This window comes from Mangrovibacter yixingensis, from assembly GCF_020523985.1.
GTDB classification, from domain to species: Bacteria; Pseudomonadota; Gammaproteobacteria; order Enterobacterales; family Enterobacteriaceae; genus Mangrovibacter; species Mangrovibacter yixingensis.
Genome location: NZ_JAIVKM010000011.1, coordinates 22,275 through 39,818 on the forward strand (window position 1 = coordinate 22,275; position 17,544 = coordinate 39,818).

Sequence of the window (17,544 nt, forward strand, 5' to 3'; positions counted from 1 at the left end):
TGTATATTCCTCAAGCGCAAAATCCTCAAGGCGAAGTGAAGGACTTTCATGATCGAGATAAAACACCTGAGAACTCTGCAGGCACTCCGCAGTAGTGGCTCCCTGGCTGCGGCGGCTGCAGTGTTACACCAGACGCAATCAGCCCTTTCTCACCAGTTCAGTGACCTGGAGCAACGGCTTGGGTTCAGGCTGTTTATCCGAAAGAGCCAGCCTCTGCGTTTTACTCCCCAGGGTGAAATCCTGTTACAACTGGCCGCCCAGGTTTTGCCACAAATTCAGCAAGCTTTACAGGATTGCAATGAACCCCAACAGACTGCGTTACGCATTGCGATTGAATGCCATAGCTGTATCCAGTGGTTGACCCCTGCTCTGGAACATTTCCACAAGCTGTGGCCACAGGTGGACATGGATTTTAAATCCGGCGTCACTTTCGACCCACAACCCGCCTTGCAACAAAGTGAGCTGGATATTGTACTGACATCCGATATTTTGCCGCGCAGCGGGCTGCATTATTCGCCGATGTTTGATTTTGAAGTGCGCCTGGTGCTGGCGACAGATCACCCGCTGGCAGGGAAAGCCCGAATCAGCCCGGAAGACCTGGCTCGTGAAACACTGTTAATTTACCCGGTGCAACGCCAACGCCTTGATGTCTGGCGTCATTTTCTACAACCGGCTGGAGTCAGCCCTTCGCTAAAGAGTGTGGATAATACTTTGCTACTGATTCAAATGGTGGCTGCCCGAATGGGGATTGCGGCCTTGCCACACTGGGTAGTGGAGAGTTTTGAGCGACAAGGTCTGGTCGTGACCCGGACGTTAGGCGAAGGTTTATGGAGCCGGTTGTACGCTGCCGTTCGGGATGGGGAGCAGCGCCAACCGGTTATCGAAGCATTTATTCGTTCGGCGCGCCAACACGCTTGCGACCATCTGCCATTTGTACGGAGTGCGGAGCGACCCAGCGCCGATGTACCCACAGGGAAGCCAGAATCACTGCTGCGCCAATAAGAAAACTGCTCCAGTGAGGCTGCTGCTGCCAGATAGCCAGGTTAACCAGCAGCCCTGCCGGGATATGCACATTGTTCATGATGCCAAGTGTTCCCGCATCTACCTGCGTTGCCCCATAGTTCCACATAAAATATCCCAGCCCGGATGCCGCCACTCCAAGCCATACCAAAATCCCCCACTGTAACGAGGTTTCCGGTAATTTGTTCGGGTTACCCAATGTAAACCAGGCGATAACGGCGACAATCAGTGCCCCCATGTAAAACCATGAAATAGCACTGTGTTGCGGCATGGGATGGACTTCCATTAAGCGTTTGTAACCCACCATACCAATGGCAAAGCTGATGTTAGCAAGTTGTACGAGTAACAGACCCAACCAGAAGTGATCACTCAGTTTGTCGTAACGAATAATCGCCGCACCTATTACCGCCAGCAGAGCGCTTAACGCATAGCCCCAGCGTAACCGGCGGCGGCTCAGCACATCGTAGATCAATGTGACATACAGTGGAGTGAAAATGGTAAACAGTAGAAATTCCGACACTGTCAGGTAGAGGTAGGCCCGGAAGCTGAACAGGTACATCACGCCTAACTGCATGGCACCAACCAGCATATAAGACAATAACGTGCGCCATTTTTGCCCACAGGTACGCAGAAAAGGCAAAAAGACCAGTGCGGCCAGGCCAATACGCATCAAAACGGAAAAGTAGCTGTCAACATGACCAGCAAGGTATTCGCCTATCAGGCTGAAAGAAAAAGCCCACAAGATAGTGGTGATTATCAGTAAGATCACGGCATATTGGCTCATAATGGAACGAACCAACATTTTAGCGAGACAGGCAGCTGCGCGCCCAACTATTTAATTTACGAGTGGTTAAAATAAAACCACTCGTTATTTATCTTCTGCCTTCAGGAAAGAAATAGTTTCCGCAGATAATGCGGTACGGCATCAGTTACGTTGGTTCCAATCACTTCCAGTTCGGGTAACAAGTCTTTCAGGCGCTGATGAGCATTCCCCATAATGCAGCCTTTCCCGGCCATAGAGAGCATCTCTTGGTCATTCATACCATCACCAAAAGCAATACAGTCTTTTAGCTGGTAGCCCATCGCCTTAGCAACCGCTTCCAGTGCATGGCCTTTAGAGACCCCGCCCGCCATCACTTCAAGGCAAGTCACTGTTGAGAAGCTGACATTCACTCGGTCACCCCAACGGGCATTAATAGCCTGCTCCAGTGGCAACAGTTTTTCGTGAGAGTCACAGGTAAAGAACACTTTGCTGACACCATCAGTTTCCAGCATACCGGGCTGGAATACCTGGTAGTTAAATACGGCCTCACGGAAATAGACCATATCTTCTGGCCGCGGTTGGCTGATAAACCATTCATCACCACGATAAACATTGGTGGTAATGTCTTTGTTGCCCACGACCATGCCGTACAAGTCGCCAGCAATGTCCCGGTCCAAATCATGGGAGAACACCAGGTTCCCCTGGTTATCGTGCACCCTGGCACCATTGGACGTAATCATATACGACTGGATACCCAGGTTATCCCTAATCTGGCCGACATCAATATGGTGACGCCCGGTGGCGAAAATAAAGTGAATACCCTGGTTTACCAGCAGCGTTAATGTCTCTTTGGCAAATGGGGTAAGCCTGTGTTCAGGCGATAACAATGTGCCGTCTAAATCCGACGCAACAACATGGTACATAGGCGATTCTACCTCTGGTGAAAATAACGTTAAGGCCTCATGCCTTTAAGTCTGCATGCCGTGTAAAAAAGTCCACAATGGCATGCAATGCAGCAGCGCGCATATCGTCCTTTTCAAACAGGATCTCATGATACGCACCTTCGATGATGTAAGGTTTCCCCCCCTCACACGGGTAGCCCGCCGCGGCTCTAATTTCACAGAACTTATCGTGCATCCGGTTATCGACAACATGATCTTGTTCTGCCTGCAGGAGTAATACCGGCGTAGTCATGGCAGTGGCCTCTGCCAAAACTTGTTCACCTGCAAGGATTCCTTCCCGAACCCAATGGTAAGTTGGGCCACCCACACGCAACCGCGGATCATCAGCATATAAACGCAAATTACGGCGGTAACGCTCAGGACTGTGGGTTAATGTGTTCATCACAAAGGGTAGCGGTTGCCAGCGCCCGGTTCCCATCGCATACCCTTCGCTGATTTTTGGGTAGCCTTCTGCCCAGTCAAGAATATGCCTTACCATCCAGTCTGGCAGGCGAATAACGATGCCAAACATCGGGGCGCATAGCACTGCGGCATCACAGGCCTGTGGGTTTTTGCTTAAAAACAACGCTGTAATTGCGCCTCCCATGGAATGAGCCAGAACAAAACGCTTTTTCCACGGGCCCGGTGCAACTTCCTGTTGCCAGAATGATGTTAAATCATCGACATAATCACTGAAATTCACCACATGACCACGATGGGGATCGTCCAGCATTCGGCCTGATCGCCCTTGCCCACGATGATCAATAATTAATACGTCAAACCCACAATGAAACAGGTCCCAGGCAACCTCGGCGTATTTCACATAGCTTTCAATCCGTCCTGGACAGATAACCACCACCTGATGGTGCTTTTTATTGCGGAAGCGGACATACCGTATAGGCACACCTTCAACACCTGCGAGCTCGCACTCTTCACGCTGTTGCCAGAAATCATTCAGTGGACCCACCGCAAAAGCAGCAAAAGCTTTTTCCCTTTCGGTCCACTCATTTTTGTGCTTTTTCATAGGAGGTATCAGCACCTTTCAGTAGTGGAATAGCACTTTTTTTGTGAGTCATAGCGCAACACCAGACAATGGCGTATTGTGACATAAAAGTGTGCAGATCAGGAATCCAGGATGAGTCTCGAGTGGTGGTTTACCTATTTAATTACAACGATCATTTTAAGTTTATCGCCAGGGTCTGGCGCAATTAATACCATGAGTACCGCTATGAGCCACGGTTACCGAGGTGCCGCGGCATCTATAGCTGGCCTGCAAACCGGGCTGGCGATTCACATCGTCCTGGTCGGCGTGGGTTTAGGGACGTTGTTCTCTCACTCACTACTGGCGTTCGAGATTCTCAAATGGGCTGGCGTCGCTTACCTTGTGTGGCTGGGTATTCAGCAATGGCGGGCTGCAGGTGCGCTTGATCTGAAAACTCTGGCGCAACAACAACCCCGGCGCAAATTGTTCCAGCGTGCGGTATTTGTCAATCTGACCAACCCCAAAAGCATTGTTTTCCTGGCCGCACTTTTCCCGCAATTTATTATGCCCCACCAGCCACAAGTTATGCAGTATGTGGTGTTAGGCGTAACTACCGTTGTCGTAGATATTGTGGTGATGATTGGTTATGCCACGCTGGCACAACGTATTGCAGGCTGGATTAAAGGGCCACGCCAGATGAAGGCGCTGAACAGAGTATTTGGTTCACTCTTTATGCTGGTGGGCGCACTGCTCGCCAGTGCGCGCCAGGCATAATTTCATGCTAAACAGCGGGTGCCGGTTAACGGGAAATAATCAGATGGATTCCGAACCCGGTAAACAAGGCACCGGCCATCCCGTCAATCCATTTCGCCAGCCGCTGGTAGCCTTGCCGCATTTTCGGTAACGCAAACAGGCTGGCGACCACGGCAAACCAGGCAAAGGTTTCTAACGCAATCAGGCAAAACAGCCCGATGCGTTCTGGTGCGCCAACGCTGTCGCCAAGAAAGAGTGAGAAGACACTACCGAAATAGATAATGGCTTTGGGGTTAGCCAGGTTGGTTAACAGGCCTTTCAGAAAGCTACGCCCTGCCTGAGCCAGCTCAACTTGTTGTGCCGGGCCATGCTCCACTGGTTTTTTAAATACTCCCCGCAGCATCTGGAAACCCATCCAGCATAAATACAAACCACCACCCACCATAATAATGGTGTGCAGCCAGGCCATTTTTTCCAGAATAAGGTGCAGGCCAAGCAGTGCCACACCTGACCAGACCATGACGCCACAGGTGATACCCAGTACGCCCATAATGGCTTCACGGCGAGAGCGGCTGATAGCCGTTTGAGATACAAAAAAGAAATCCGGGCCAGGGCTTATCAGCGCTAAGAAATGCACCAGTGCCACTGTCAGAAAAAGCATTAACATAACTTGCTCGCAGGAGAATAATCGCAGGAGGTATTATCCTGGCACGTTTCTCCGCTGCCCGCTACCAGGTTTCCCGTTCGTCCAGATGTTCACGAATCAGGGTCATAAAGGGTTGCCCAAACCGTTCCAGTTTACGCATCCCCACGCCATTCACACTCAGCATTTCCCCCGGTGAAACCGGTAACTGCTCCGCCATTTCTATCAGAGTTGCATCGTTAAAGACGACATACGGTGGGATATTTTCCTCATCGGCGATGGCTTTACGTAGTTTGCGTAATTTGGCGAACAATTTGCGGTCATAATTACCACCAAGCGTTTTCTGGTGAGCGCGCGGTTTCAGCACAGAAATACGAGGTACAGCCAGCATCAATGGCACCTCACCCCGCAATACGGGCCGGGCAGCTTCGGTAAGTTGTAGTGCAGAATGGTTGGCAATGTTTTGGGTGATAAACCCCATGTGGATGAGCTGGCGAATCACGCTAACCCAGTGTTCATGGCTGTGCTCACGCCCAATGCCATACACTGGCAGTTTATCGTGTTGCATATCACGGATACGCTGGTTGTTAGCGCCTCGCAACACTTCCACCACGTACCCCATTCCAAAACGCTGGTTCACACGATAAATACAGGATAACGCTTTTTGTGCATCCACCAGGCCATCATAACGCCGCGGTGGATCCAGGCAAATGTCACAGTTGCCGCATGCTTCCTGGCGGCCTTCACCGAAATAATTCAACAACACCAGGCGGCGGCAGGTTTGTGCCTCGGCAAATGCCCCCATGGCATTAAGTTTGTGGCGCTCAATATCCTGTAGCTGCCCAGCCGGTTTTTCATCCAGGCAGCGGCGCAGCCAGGCCATATCTGCCGGGTCGTAAAACAGCATCGCTTCAGCGGGCAAGCCATCGCGCCCGGCACGCCCGGTTTCCTGGTAATACGACTCGATATTGCGCGGAATATCGAAATGGACAACAAACCGCACGTTGGGTTTATTAATCCCCATACCGAAGGCAACTGTTGCCACCACAATTTGCACATCATCGCGCTGGAACTTCTCCTGGACTTCAGCACGCACACTATTTTCCAGCCCGGCATGATAGGCTTGCGCACTAATCCCCCGGCTTTGCAAACGAGCGGCGGTGTCTTCCACTTTTGCCCGGCTGTTGCAGTAAATAATGCCAGACTTGCCCCGTTGTTCCTGAACATAACGGAGTAACTGGTCAAGCGGCTTAAACTTTTCCATTAGCATGTAACGGATATTCGGCCGGTCAAAGCTGCTCACCTGGATAAGCGGGTTATCCAGCCCCAGTAGACGCACAATATCAAGCCGGGTGGTATCGTCTGCCGTTGCCGTTAAAGCCATAAATGGCACACCAGGAAGGCGCTGGCGCAATTGCCCCAGAGCCGCATATTCCGGGCGGAAATCGTGCCCCCATTGAGAAATGCAGTGGGCTTCATCAACTGCCAGCATGACAGGGTTCCAACGAGCCAGCTGGTCGAGGAAGTTATCCATCATCAGGCGTTCTGGAGCGATATACAGCAGGCGTATTTGCCCACTTCTGCAGCCATCAATAACCTGCTGTTGTTCTTCGCGGCTTAATGAGGAGTTCAGGCAAGCGGCAGCAACCCCGTTGGCGCACAGTTGATCCACCTGGTCTTTCATCAACGAGATAAGCGGAGAAACAACCAGCGTCAACCCGCCGAGCACCAGCGCAGGAATTTGATAGCAGAGGGATTTTCCCCCGCCGGTAGGCATAACCACAAGGCAATCCCTACCCTGGAGTGCCTTATCAATAATGTTTTTCTGGCCCGGACGAAACTGTTGGTAGCCAAAGGTTTCCTGTAACACTTGCTGTGCCAGTGACTCCCGATTCATCATTTCCGCCTGCGCCACACTCACTCCATCCGCTTAAAATAAAACAGGCGCTATTTTCAGCGCCTGAGTGAGAAACTGCAATGCTTTAAAACAGATCATTGAGCATAACGCCCAAACCAACGCGAGTCTGATTGAAGTTGTAGTCTATCAGGGACTCACCATAACCGCTCCACACCTGAGCGTAAGCCCGGACATGGCGGGTAATTGGGTAGCTCACGCCGAATTCAGCGCCGCCGTAACCGGTATTCCAGTTATACTGACCTTTTACGCTTAAGACCGCGTCGCCCCAGCTGTAGGCCACACGCGCCTGGTAATAGCCCATATATTTGGCGATATCAGGGTTATCATCAAGATTTCCCACCACATACCAGGGTTTCACTTCAACCATCCAGTCGCCATTCTGTGCCATCAGACGAGAATAAACGCGGTTCCAACTGCGAGAAGTTGGGTCTGAACGCCCGTTGGAATCATGGTTAAACCCCATTTCGACATCACGCAATGTCCAGCCAGCGAATTGATAGTCGGTGGCAAACCCCAGAAATAACTGAGGCTCGTAATTGGTTTCACGAAACGGTGAAGACTGGGACTGATTGGAAAGCTGCCACCAGGATTTCTGTGTATAAGAAGCACCCAGTACGGAGTTATCACCCAAAATTCCACGCCACAAAGGGAAAGCGAGGCTCAGCTGAAATTTCACTTCGTCTTTGCGGGCATGGTCGGCCCAGTCATAGCTTTTTATCGCTTCTTTATTAATATCGCTGCTCTGTGTGTAGAGAACATAGTTGGTGTCGTAAGGATACAAGGTAAAAGGATTGTCATGTTCCTGTAACATATTGGCAATAATGCTGCCACGAACAGCCGGTGCATCGTGCACCTCTTTTACTGTTGCTTCCTGTGCCAAGGCCGTGGCCGGTAGCACGCACATCATCATTAAAGCGGTAAAACTCTTGCGCATCAGCCTCATTCTCCTGAAGCAATTATTATTGGTGTGACTCATTCTACATATTTCATGGTCTGATACGCACTCTTCTGCTCTTAAACTGGTTTAAAACACAAATGCTACATAAGATAAACATCTTATTAACCATTGGTGAGTATTACTATGTCTGGAGTCATTCTTACCGCTGAGGAAGCATTGAAGTTGGTGGGTGATATTTTTGTCTACCACATGCCATTTAACCGGGCTCTGGGGCTGGAGCTGGTAAAGTACGTCCCTGATTATGCCGAGCTGTGCTTTGAACACCAGCCAATGATGGTAGGAAACTGGGCACAAAATATTTTACATGGTGGCGTGATAGCAGCTGCGTTGGACGTTGCCGCCGGTCTGGTGTGCGTCGGCAGCACACTCACACGCCATGAAACCATCAGCGAGGAAGAGTTACGCCAGCGTCTGGGCAAAATGGGCACCATTGATTTACGTGTGGATTACCTGCGTCCGGGACGTGGTACTCATTTTACCGCCAGCAGTTCACTACTGCGGGCAGGTAACAAAGTGGCTGTCGCCCGTGTTGAGTTACATAACGAACAAAAAACCTATATTGCCAGTGCAACAGCGACTTACATGGTCGGGTAGCGGCTTTTTCTGGTAAACTACCTGTACACTTTTCCAACGCATATACGCATTCACATGGACAGCAGGCAAGTACGTTTAGGGGTTATCCTCGCCCTGATCGCCTATTTTATTTGGGGGGTAGCCCCCGCCTATTTCAAACTTATTCAGTTTGTCCCCGCCGATGAAATTCTGACTCACCGCATTATCTGGTCTTTTTTCTTTATGGTGGCGCTTATTTCCCTAAGCCGCCAGTGGCGCCAGGTGCGAAAAATTATTGCCACACCCAAGAAGATTTTTGGGCTTGCCGTTTCTGCTGTATTAGTGGGCGGCAACTGGCTGTTATTTATTTGGTCAGTCAATAATAATCATATGCTGGAAGCCAGCCTGGGCTATTTTATTAATCCGCTGGTGAATATTTTGCTGGGTATGATCTTTCTCGGTGAGCGTTTTCGATTAATGCAGTGGGTGGCTGTGTTACTGGCTGCCTGCGGTGTACTGGTTCAACTCTGGACTTTTGGGTCGTTGCCCGTCATTGCACTGGCACTGGCGTTCAGTTTCGCGCTGTATGGCCTGGTGCGTAAGAAAATTGCTGTAGATGCCCAAACCGGCATGCTGATAGAAACCTTGTGGCTGTTACCGGTTGCCACTATCTGGTTATTTGGTATCACCGATACACCCACCAGCCATCTTGCCAGCAACCCATGGTCACTGAATTTGTTGCTGATGGCCGCCGGTATTGTTACCACGGTGCCGTTATTATGCTTCACCGGGGCGGCAACCCGCCTGAGGTTATCCACCCTCGGCTTTTTTCAATATATTGGCCCAACACTCATGTTTTTATTAGCCGTAACCTTCTATGGAGAAGTACCCGGTAAAGACAAAATGGTCACTTTCGGATTTATCTGGATAGCCCTGTTTATCTTTGTGCTGGATGCATTATATACCCAGAGAAAAGTCAGATAATCCCGATAAAACAATAAACTGGCGTAGTATTTTTATTTATGTATTACGCCAGCCATACACCAGCAATTCAATTCCCTCACCTACCTTTTTTAGTACAATTGCCGTCTTACTATAAGGTAATACTGTTTCTATAATCTGCTCATATCTAGCAAATCTATTAATCAGGTAATTATCCGTAGTTACCTTTGAGAAAACTAATAACTATGTCTGTACTGATCCATCTACTAAAACCTTCGCGCAGCACAACATTGCCGCGAATGCCTTTTTTGGTTATCAGTATCTTAGTGTTTTTTATTAATTTAATACCATTAATGTTCAATGAAGTAAGCCGTATTATCATTATTTTTACCGCGATAATTTTGATATGGACTTACTGTAATGCAGGAGCCATGCGCTGCCGTGATATGGGCATCAAAGGCAGCTACTTCGTAGCTATATGGCTAAGCACAATCATTATTGGGCAAATTTTGATTGTTCTTCTGGGAAGTGATTGCGACTCGCCAGGTCCGCGATTCATTGTTGCCATACACTGTATGACAGTTCTTCCTCTGGTAATAATACCTGGAAAGCAAAAAAATATAGAACCAAAAATTTAACCACTATTTAGTAAGGGATAAAGGTAACACAATGACTAACACAACATTGCCTGAAGAAAATTACGACTACCAGCAGGATCCGAAAGTAAAAGAAAAGTGGAAAAAACGCTTTGCCTTTGTTGATAAGCTTGGTGGAAAGTATAATGGTTTCCTGCAAACCAAAGAAAGCCGTGAGGAATTGAAAAAACTTCCGATCTGGCCACGAATTACAATGCAAATGAGTTTTTTGGCTTTTTTGTTCGGCCCAATTTATCTGCTGATTTTAGGGTTATGGAAAAAAGCCATAGTGTGTTTTCTCATCAGCTGTGTTGTTGCCATTATTGGCCTGATGATTCATTTCCGGTTCCTTTCTTTCTTTTTCAACATGTATGTCGCATGCCAGACTATCCTCTGGTATTACGAATTCAAGGTAAAAAACAAGCACACCTGGAGTTTGTAACCATAAAAAAACGCTGTTTTCACAGCGTTTTTTTGCCTCTGAGCATTAACTGCTATAACCAGTTTTTCCGCTTAAAGTACAGGTAAGGAGCCAGTCCTGCCAGCATCATAAAGACGATGGCGCCAGGGTAACCAAAACTCCAGTGTAATTCCGGCATAAACTCAAAGTTCATCCCATAACTGGAAGCAACCAGAGTGGGTGGCAGGAATACGACAGATACCACGGAGAAGATTTTAATTATCCGGTTCTGCTCAATATTGATGAACCCCATTGCAGCCTGCATCAGGAAGTTAACTTTCTGGAACAGGGATTCATTGTGCGGCAACAGGGATTCGATATCGCGCAATACCTCACGCGCCTGTTCAAGCTGCTCACCCGGTAATCGAGCTTTACGCACCAGGAAATTCAGTGCCCGCTGGGTATCCATCAAACATAAGCGAACTTTCCAGCCGGTATCTTCCAGTTCAGCCAGGGTGGAGAGCGCTTCGTCGTACTCATCACCTTGTTGCCCTTCCATAATCACACGGCTGAGCTTTTCCAGGTCGCTGTAAATGTTTTCGATTTCATCGGCCAATTGTTCAATTTTGGTTTCGAACAAATCGAGCAACAATTCAAACGCATTACCGTCAGCCACTAACTGTGTACGGGCACGCATGCGGTAGAGGCGAAATGCAGGTAACTCACGTTCACGTAGCGTAAACAGGCGGCCATTACGAATGGTAAAAGCCACGGTTGAGTTGCCCGCGTGATCGTCCGCGTCTTCGTAGAAGAAAAATGAGTGGATATGCAGGCCATCTTCGTCTTCAAAAAAACGGGCGGATGCCTCAATATCTTCAAGCTCTGGTCGTGTCGCCAGGCTCTGGTCAAGTTCCGTTTGTACGCGTTGCCGCTCGTCTTCGTCCGGCTCAACCAGGTCAACCCATATGGCGTTGCTCAGGTTTTCAGCCTCTTCCATTTCGAGACGGGACAACCGATTATTTTCCAGTTGAAATGCGCTCAACATGACCGGGACTCCCAATGCAAAAAATATCGGACAGTTCGGTGGGCACACAGAAACGGGGGTTTCAAACCAAGAAACAGACTGGCTCAACGCGACGGGAAAAGATGTCGCTGACAACCGCTAAGGCTATCAGCAATGAGGATAGCCTTAGGAGTTGCACCCTGAAAACAGGTGAAAGAGCCAGCATCTACTGGGTGTGTCCAAGGCGAATGTCCTCTTAGCGTAATCGTGGGCGCATGTTACGCCAGCGAAAAAGCAGCGTCAACAAACAACAGAACACTCGCAATTAATTAATATCTGTTATTTGTTAAGGTTAGCAGACAGGCCAGAAAATTTATTTTCTCACACGGAGTTACACTGTTTCCAGCCTGGCGTAAGCGGCCACCAGCCACTTAATCCCTTGCCCCTGGAATGCGACTTGCAACCGGCTGTGCTCACCACTGCCTTCCAGATTCACAATAGTGCCTTCGCCAAATTTAGGGTGGCGCACCCGCTGGCCCAGTTTATAACCGCTATCGTTTTGCTCAATGGGCGTGCCCAACCGCTGGTGGTTAACCGGGCGGGAAACAGTTGCACGTAAACGCACTTCCTCCACACAGTTTTCCGGTAGTTCACCGACAAAGCGGGAAGGACGGTGATACACCTCTTTCCCGTACAGGCGGCGCGATTCTGCGTAGGTCAGTGTGAGCTTTTGCATGGCCCGCGTAACGCCAACGTAAGCCAGGCGGCGTTCTTCTTCCAAACGGCCGCCTTCATCCAGCGACATCTGGCTGGGGAACATTCCTTCTTCCATCCCGACAATAAACACTTGCGGGAACTCCAGACCTTTCGCTGAATGCAGTGTCATCAGTTGTACTGCATCCTGCCAGGTATCGGCCTGCCCTTCCCCTGCCTCCAGTGCGGCGTGAGATAAGAAGGCCTGTAACGGCATTAAATCTTCGTCTTCGTCCTGGTAGCTGAACTGGCGTGTGGCTGTCACCAGTTCTTCAAGGTTTTCAATACGTGTCTGGCCTTTCTCGCCTTTTTCCTGCTCATACATCATCCACAGGCCAGAATCTTTAATTACCCGGTCAGTCTGAACATGTAATGGCATTTCCGCGGTATCGTGGGCCAACGCATCAATCAGTTCTATAAAACGTTGCAGTGCAGACGCAGCACGCCCTGCCAGGGCTTTATCCTGTAACAGCTGGCGCGATGCTTGCCACAATGTGAGTTGGTTATCTCTCGATGTCTGGCGCACCACATCCAAAGTGCGGTCACCAATCCCTCGGGTTGGCGTATTGACGACACGTTCAAACGCGGCATCATCATTGCGGTTACTCATCAAACGCAAATACGCCAGCGCATCTTTAATTTCCTGGCGTTCAAAAAAGCGCATCCCGCCATAAATCCGATACGGCATATTGCCTTGCAGTAACGCTTCTTCCAGCACACGCGATTGGGCGTTGCTGCGGTATAAAATGGCACATTGATCCAGTGCGCCACCGTTGTCCTGCCAGGTTTTGATACGGTTGACCACAAACCGGGCTTCATCCAGCTCGTTAAAGGCACAGTACAGCGAGATAGGTTCACCTTCGCTGCCATCAGTCCATAAGTTTTTGCCAAGCCGCCCGGTATTGTTATCAATCAGGGCATTGGCCGCATTGAGAATATTGCTGGTTGAACGGTAGTTTTGCTCAAGGCGAATAGTTTGTGCACCGGGGAAATCCCGCAGAAAACGCTGAATATTTTCCACCTGAGCACCACGCCAGCCATAAATTGACTGGTCATCATCCCCCACTATCATCACATGGCTGGTATCACCCGCCAGCAGGCGAATCCAGGCATATTGAATATTGTTGGTATCCTGAAATTCGTCCACCAGAATATGGGTGAAGCGATCACGGTAGTGCTGGAGAATGTGGGGTTTATTAAGCCAGAGTTCATGGGCGCGCAACAGTAATTCGGCGAAATCCACCAGCCCTGCCCTGTCGCAAGCTTCCTGATAGGCCTGGTAAACTTTCAACCAGGTTTGCTCGACGGGATTGCCATAGCTGTCAACGTGTTGCGGGCGCAGGCCTTCATCTTTTTTGCCGTTGATGTACCACATTGCCTGGCGGGCAGGCCACTGCTTTTCATCAAGGTTCATGGCTTTAATCAGGCGTTTAAGCAGGCGCAACTGGTCTTCGCTGTCGAGAATTTGAAAATCCTGTGGTAAACCAGCATCAAGGTGATGCGCCCTAAGCAGGCGATGAGCAAGTCCGTGGAATGTGCCAACCCACATGCCATTTTGCACACCCCCCATCAACTGACCAATACGCTGGCGCATTTCTGCCGCTGCTTTGTTAGTAAAGGTGACGGCCATAATGGAGTATGGTGAACTGTTCTCAACCGACATCAGCCAGGCTATACGATGCACCAGCACTCGTGTTTTCCCGCTTCCCGCACCTGCCAGAACCAGCAAATTACTGCGTGGTGCCGCAACGGCTTCACGCTGTTTATCATTAAGACTGTCGAGCAGGTAAGAAACGTCCATCAGCACCGCCAAATTGGGGAAAGGGGGGATCGTACCCCTGGAAATTTTTACAGCATTATATCAGCGCAGTGAGTGATGCCAACCGCGAAATTTCCACATGAGGTAGCAACCGGCTGTCTTTTGCCGTCATCAGGCTGGCCTGTTTCAGGTTAATCCAACATGCCTGAACGCCACTTTGTACCGCGCCTAACACATCAGTGGTGAGGTCATCGCCTACGTGGAGCAACTCACTGGGCTGTAGGCCCAGTTTTTGTGCCGCCAGCCAGTACATATCTCCAAACGGTTTTGAACGGCCATCCGGGCCTGCGCGCAACACGAATTGAAAGTACGGTTCAAGCCCGAAGCGGGACGGATCCGCATTACCGTTAGTAATGGCGACCAGCGGCCATTTCTGTGCCAGTTTTGCCAGTGTGGTATGGGTTTCTTGCGGTACTTCTATGCGGCTACGCCAGTGTGCGAACTCATCCATCACGGCATCCGCACCTTCACGCGCCTGGCTATTTGGTATCCCGGCGAGTTGCATTGTGCGTTCTATTGCCCGCCAACGCCACTGGGTCACATCATGGTAAATTTCCGGTTCTTCTTCCCTTAAGGCGTCACGCACGCCAATAAAATCGCTGGCGGTGAGTTGCGCCAGAGACGGGTGGTACTGTTGAAGAAACTGAAGAGATGCCTGGGTAGTTTTTTGAATTACTGGATAGTTGTCATACAGCGTATCGTCCAGATCAAACGTCAGAGCAGCAATCCGGCTCAGTGGACGGTAAAAATGCATTACGATTTCCCCCGCCTGGCGCGTGGATGCGCAGCATCATACACCGAGGCTAAATGTTGAAAGTCGAGGTGGGTATAGATTTGAGTTGTGGATAAATTCGCGTGGCCCAGCAGCTCCTGAACTGCACGTAAATCACCGCTGGACTCCAGCATATGTGTAGCGAAAGAGTGGCGTAATTTATGAGGGTGAACATGGCTATTCAGGCCCTGACGCACACCCCATTCGGCAAAGCGTTTTTGCACGTTACGGGCTGAAATACGCTTGCCCTGGCGGGATAAAAAGAGTGCATCATCATCGGGGCCAAACAGCAAACGCAGTTCCAGCCAGTGCTCAACCCATTGCACCGCACTTCGGCCAACAGGCAACCGACGCTCTTTACTCCCTTTCCCCATCACCCACACTTCACCGCTGGCAAGGTCCAGGTGGCGGCAATCAATATTGACCAGTTCCGATAAACGCAGCCCTGCGCCATACATGATTTCCAGCATTGCTCTGTCACGCACGGCGAGTGGGTCATTAATATCAATATCCAGTAACCGGTTGACGTCATCCACGTCAATATTTTTGGGCAAATGGCGCGGCGCTTTAGGGCTGGCGACACCCTTAGCCGGGTTTGCATCCAGCTCACCCTGAGCGACCAGCCAGTCGAAAAAACTGCGTAAAGCGGAAAGACGTAATGCCATACTGGCAGGTTGCAGACCGTGTTTGCGGCTTAATACAGTAAAGCGTTTTACTTTGCTGCTGTCGCACTGAGCCCAGCGTTGTATCCCAATGTCTTCCGCCATGCCAATAATCACTTGCAACTGACGCCCATAGTTAAGCAGAGTCAGTGGGCTTAGCTGGCGTTCCACTTTCAGGTAACGCAAATATTGATCAACACTCGTCTGCAAATCACTCATAGCCGTTCCACCCAACGTTCAAGTAACCCGGGTAATAATATACTCAGCTCCTGTAAGAACTGGGTTCCCTGGCCTGCTGAGTAGTGCTGAGGGTCACGGCTGGAGAATACCAGTACGCCTAAATCCCCCTGATCCCCCAGCAATGACATTGCTACTGAGCCTACTGCTTTTTCTTGCGGCAACATCACCAGCAACTCATTACCATTCAGCCCACCAAGGTAGTGTGACTGGTCGCCAAACCGCTGAACTCGCAATGGTTCGAACAGTTGGCGGCTCAAGGCCAGGTGAGTAAAACAAGAAGGTGCGCCAATACGCCATTTATCCGGAAAGAGCCGTAACGTAGCACTGGCCAGTTTCATCTCTTTTGCCCAGCGCGTCAGCCGTTCAAGGAAAGATTGCAAATCCGGGGCTGACGCCAGCCGGCTTTGTAGTTTCAGTAATCGGTAAAACAGCCCTTCATTTGCCATCGCCTGTTCAACCAGCAAACCCATGCCGGTTTCCAGGTTATCAATCCGGTTCCGCGACCTGGCCATGTGCCATTCAACCAGCGAAATAGCCCCCCGTACCGGGTGCGGTACACTGAGTTGCTCAACCAGTTGTGCGTTACGAATAAAAAAATCAGGGTGACGACGCAGATAATCTCCAACCATCTCGTCTGTCAGCTCAGGCAAAATATCTTGCTGTTCTCCGACGTTCTTCATAGATGTATAAACCCATCGTAGACATGAGTGGCAGGCCCGGTCATGTATAAAGGATGACCCGGGCCTTTCCAGGCAATATCTAACCGACCACCAGGCAGGTCAACCCGCACTTGTTCAGCCAGCAAACCTTGTTGTATACCGACAGCGACTGCGCCACAGGCTCCGCTACCACAGGCCTGTGTTTCACCCGCGCCGCGTTCGTAAACCCGCAGGCGGATATGTTCAGGGTTAACCACTTCCATAAAACCAACATTCACCCGCTCAGGAAAACGTTCATGGCTTTCTACCAGCGGCCCCAGCAATTCCACTTCTGCTGTCGTAACACTTTCAACCTGAATCACGCAATGGGGGTTACCCATCGATACAGCGCCGCACAGTACCGTTTGTTCTGCGACGCGCATGATATAAGTTTTTTCCATTTTATTAGCGCGGAAAGGTATACGGCCAGGTTCAAAATCCGGCTCGCCCATATTCACCCGCACTAAATCATCGTCCGTCACTGTCAGAACCATACGCCCGTTGGCAGTGCTGACAAAAATATCTTTCTTGTTGGTCAGGCCTTTCAGACGTACAAAGCGGGCAAAACAACGTGCACCATTGCCACACTGCGCAACTTCACTACCATCCGCGTTAAAAATACGGTAGTGGAAGTCCAACTCAGGATCATAGGGTGGTTCTACAATCAGTAACTGATCAAACCCGACTCCCAAATGCCTGTCAGCCAGGCGGCGGATCATATCCGGAGAGAAGAAGACGTTTTGTGTTACTGCGTCAACCACCATGAAATCATTGCCAAGCCCATGCATTTTGGAAAACTGCATTTAGAACTCCCTTCCCCAGGTTATGCACTGGGGTGCTACTGGGTGACAACCTGCGTCGGGTCATCGCCATCTCCACGATCGTTTTGATCAGGTGTGGCTGATTGCTCCGACGATACTGGTTTTTCAACACTTTCGGGTGTTTTGTTGTCTGCCGGAGGGAAATAGAGTGGGCCTTTTAAACCACATCCACTGAGGCTAAACATTGCCAGCGCCATGGCCAGCGGATAAACAAGTTTCTTCATTCTGCAGTGCCTGTATATCGTTATTGTTATCTATCATCGCAGGTG

The 17,544-nt window shown here is 50.0% G+C and carries 18 protein-coding genes; 5 read left to right on the forward strand and 13 right to left on the reverse strand.

Going from position 1 to position 17,544, the window contains the following annotated elements; translation table 11 throughout:
* Positions 1-48: 48 nt before the first annotated feature.
* Positions 49-1,002, forward strand: a complete 954-nt coding sequence (gene metR, locus LC084_RS21460; protein ID WP_226573947.1) for an HTH-type transcriptional regulator MetR — start codon at positions 49-51, stop codon at positions 1,000-1,002.
* Here the strand turns inward: metR and LC084_RS21465 are convergent.
* The 3 genes from LC084_RS21465 to pldB form a co-directional block, all read right to left on the reverse strand.
* On the reverse strand, positions 890-1,789 hold the full coding sequence (locus LC084_RS21465) for a carboxylate/amino acid/amine transporter (protein WP_226574068.1): 900 nt from the start codon (positions 1,787-1,789) through the stop codon (positions 890-892). The two genes, metR and LC084_RS21465, sit on opposite strands and share 113 nt — an antisense overlap.
* A gap of 116 nt (positions 1,790-1,905) precedes the next feature.
* Positions 1,906-2,706: a sugar/pyridoxal phosphate phosphatase YigL gene (gene yigL / locus LC084_RS21470; RefSeq protein WP_226573949.1), complete on the reverse strand. Its 801-nt coding sequence runs from the start codon at positions 2,704-2,706 to the stop codon at positions 1,906-1,908.
* A gap of 37 nt (positions 2,707-2,743) precedes the next feature.
* On the reverse strand, positions 2,744-3,748 hold the full coding sequence (gene pldB / locus LC084_RS21475) for a lysophospholipase L2 (protein WP_226573951.1): 1,005 nt from the start codon (positions 3,746-3,748) through the stop codon (positions 2,744-2,746).
* 111 nt (positions 3,749-3,859) lie between these two features.
* Here pldB and rhtB point away from each other — a divergent pair, with 111 nt between their 5' ends.
* Complete coding sequence (gene rhtB / locus LC084_RS21480) at positions 3,860-4,480, forward strand: homoserine/homoserine lactone efflux protein (RefSeq protein ID WP_226573953.1); 621 nt, start codon at positions 3,860-3,862, stop codon at positions 4,478-4,480.
* Between the two features lie 25 nt (positions 4,481-4,505).
* On the opposite strand, the gene rhtC is transcribed toward rhtB, so the two are convergent.
* From rhtC to pldA, 3 genes are all read right to left on the reverse strand, one after another.
* Positions 4,506-5,126, reverse strand: a complete 621-nt coding sequence (gene rhtC, locus LC084_RS21485) for a threonine export protein RhtC (protein ID WP_226573957.1) — start codon at positions 5,124-5,126, stop codon at positions 4,506-4,508.
* Between the two features lie 61 nt (positions 5,127-5,187).
* Positions 5,188-7,017: an ATP-dependent DNA helicase RecQ gene (recQ, locus tag LC084_RS21490; RefSeq protein ID WP_226573960.1), complete on the reverse strand. Its 1,830-nt coding sequence runs from the start codon at positions 7,015-7,017 to the stop codon at positions 5,188-5,190.
* 67 nt (positions 7,018-7,084) lie between these two features.
* Entirely contained in the window at positions 7,085-7,954 is an 870-nt protein-coding gene (gene pldA / locus LC084_RS21495; protein ID WP_226573962.1) for a phospholipase A, read from the reverse strand.
* Positions 7,955-8,101: 147 nt separating this feature from the next.
* On the opposite strand from pldA, the gene LC084_RS21500 reads away from it, so the two are divergent.
* From LC084_RS21500 to LC084_RS21510, 3 genes are all read left to right on the forward strand, one after another.
* Positions 8,102-8,572 carry a thioesterase family protein gene (locus tag LC084_RS21500; protein ID WP_226573965.1) on the forward strand — a complete coding sequence of 157 codons (471 nt, stop codon included), beginning with the start codon at positions 8,102-8,104 and terminating at the stop codon, positions 8,570-8,572.
* 54 nt (positions 8,573-8,626) lie between these two features.
* Positions 8,627-9,514, forward strand: a complete 888-nt coding sequence (gene rarD / locus LC084_RS21505; RefSeq protein WP_226573968.1) for an EamA family transporter RarD — start codon at positions 8,627-8,629, stop codon at positions 9,512-9,514.
* A gap of 627 nt (positions 9,515-10,141) precedes the next feature.
* Positions 10,142-10,549 carry a DUF2628 domain-containing protein gene (locus LC084_RS21510; RefSeq protein WP_226573970.1) on the forward strand — a complete coding sequence of 136 codons (408 nt, stop codon included), beginning with the start codon at positions 10,142-10,144 and terminating at the stop codon, positions 10,547-10,549.
* 52 nt (positions 10,550-10,601) lie between these two features.
* Here LC084_RS21510 and corA read toward each other — a convergent pair whose 3' ends face one another.
* From corA to lptM, 7 genes are all read right to left on the reverse strand, one after another.
* Positions 10,602-11,552 (reverse strand): magnesium/cobalt transporter CorA, encoded by a 951-nt coding sequence (corA, locus tag LC084_RS21515; RefSeq protein WP_226573973.1) that lies wholly within the window; start codon positions 11,550-11,552, stop codon positions 10,602-10,604.
* A 349-nt stretch (positions 11,553-11,901) separates the two neighbouring features.
* The gene (gene uvrD, locus LC084_RS21520) at positions 11,902-14,064 is read right to left on the reverse strand and encodes a DNA helicase II (protein WP_226573976.1); all 2,163 of its coding nucleotides are present in this window, start codon (positions 14,062-14,064) and stop codon (positions 11,902-11,904) included.
* 55 nt (positions 14,065-14,119) lie between these two features.
* Positions 14,120-14,836 carry a 5-amino-6-(5-phospho-D-ribitylamino)uracil phosphatase YigB gene (gene yigB, locus LC084_RS21525; RefSeq protein WP_226573978.1) on the reverse strand — a complete coding sequence of 239 codons (717 nt, stop codon included), beginning with the start codon at positions 14,834-14,836 and terminating at the stop codon, positions 14,120-14,122.
* Positions 14,836-15,735 carry a tyrosine recombinase XerC gene (gene xerC, locus LC084_RS21530; RefSeq protein ID WP_226573980.1) on the reverse strand — a complete coding sequence of 300 codons (900 nt, stop codon included), beginning with the start codon at positions 15,733-15,735 and terminating at the stop codon, positions 14,836-14,838. The genes yigB and xerC overlap by 1 nt, the downstream gene beginning before the upstream one ends.
* On the reverse strand, positions 15,732-16,436 hold the full coding sequence (locus LC084_RS21535; protein WP_226573981.1) for a DUF484 domain-containing protein: 705 nt from the start codon (positions 16,434-16,436) through the stop codon (positions 15,732-15,734). The genes xerC and LC084_RS21535 overlap by 4 nt, the downstream gene beginning before the upstream one ends.
* Positions 16,433-17,257, reverse strand: coding sequence for a diaminopimelate epimerase (gene dapF / locus LC084_RS21540; RefSeq protein WP_226573983.1), 825 nt, complete (start codon positions 17,255-17,257; stop codon positions 16,433-16,435). The genes LC084_RS21535 and dapF overlap by 4 nt, the downstream gene beginning before the upstream one ends.
* Positions 17,258-17,292: 35 nt before the next feature.
* Positions 17,293-17,499 carry an LPS translocon maturation chaperone LptM gene (lptM, locus tag LC084_RS21545; protein WP_226573985.1) on the reverse strand — a complete coding sequence of 69 codons (207 nt, stop codon included), beginning with the start codon at positions 17,497-17,499 and terminating at the stop codon, positions 17,293-17,295.
* Positions 17,500-17,544 lie beyond the last annotated feature (45 nt).